This window comes from Dechloromonas hortensis (genome assembly GCF_009469765.1).
GTDB lineage: Bacteria > Pseudomonadota > Gammaproteobacteria > Burkholderiales > Rhodocyclaceae > Azonexus > Azonexus hortensis.
The window spans coordinates 1-985 of the sequence record NZ_SSSQ01000035.1 but is presented as its reverse complement, the minus strand read 5'-3'; the positions used below and the strand labels follow the sequence as shown (position 1 = coordinate 985).

1 protein-coding gene is annotated in these 985 nt (G+C 67.0%); it reads right to left on the bottom strand.

The annotated features are described in order from the left end of the window. The coding region (locus GH663_RS20865; protein WP_211371227.1) for a Calx-beta domain-containing protein at positions 1–985 on the bottom strand (985 nt) is incomplete at both ends.

Here is a 985-nt window from a genome sequence, read left to right as displayed (position 1 = left end):
CAGGTTGATGTTGAAGCGTTCGGCGCCTTCGAAGGTGCCGTCGTTATTGATCGCCACCGTGATGGTTTGCGTCGCGACGCCGGCCGCGAAGTTCAGGGTGCCGGCGGCAACGCTGTAGTCGGCGCCGGTCGCCGTATTGTCTTGCCCGGCGTAGTCGACCGCCGCGCTTTGCGTCAGGTCGCCCGTCCGGGTCACCGTGAAGCTGACGGTGCCCGCCGCTTCGTCGATGGTCAGGTCGTTGATGCTGAAACCCGGCCGGTCGTCGTTGGCCGGGCCGCCCGGCAGGCTGCGCCCGTCATCGACGATGGTGCCGGTGACGCTGGCGGTGCCGAGCACGGCGTTGCTCGGGTTGCTGATCGAGACCGTGAAGTCTTCCGAGACTTCGTAGGTCGTGTCGTTGGCAATGGCAATCGTGATGGTCTGGCTGGTGACGCCCGGGGCGAAGCTCAGGCTGCCGCTTTGTGCGGTGTAGTCGCTGCCGGCCGTCGCCGTGCCGTTGGCGGTGGCGAAGTCGACGGTGACCGGCTGCGTCGTGTTGCCCGTGATGCTGACCGTGAAGGTGACGGTGCCGGCCGCTTCGTCGATGAGGACGTCGTTGCCGATGCTGACCACCGGCCGGTCGTCGTTGGCCGGGCCGCCGGGCAGGTTGCGCCCGTCGTCGACGATGGTGACTTGTTGCGTGCCGTCGCCGATCGTCGCGTTGACCGGGGTGTTCAGGGTGAGGCTGAAGTTTTCGGTGCCTTCGAAGACGCTGTCGTTGGTGATCGCCACCGTGACGGTCTTGCTGGTTTCGCCGGCCGCGAAGTTGAGCGTGCCGCTGGCCGCAGCGTAGTCCGAACCCGCCGTCGCCGTGCCGTCCGCGGTGCCGTAGCTGACGCTCGAGGCAACGTCGGTGGCGCCCGTCTTGGTGATGGTGAAGGTGACCGTCCCGGCCGCTTCGTCGATGATGACATCGCTGCCCAGGTTGAAGACCGGACGGTCGTCG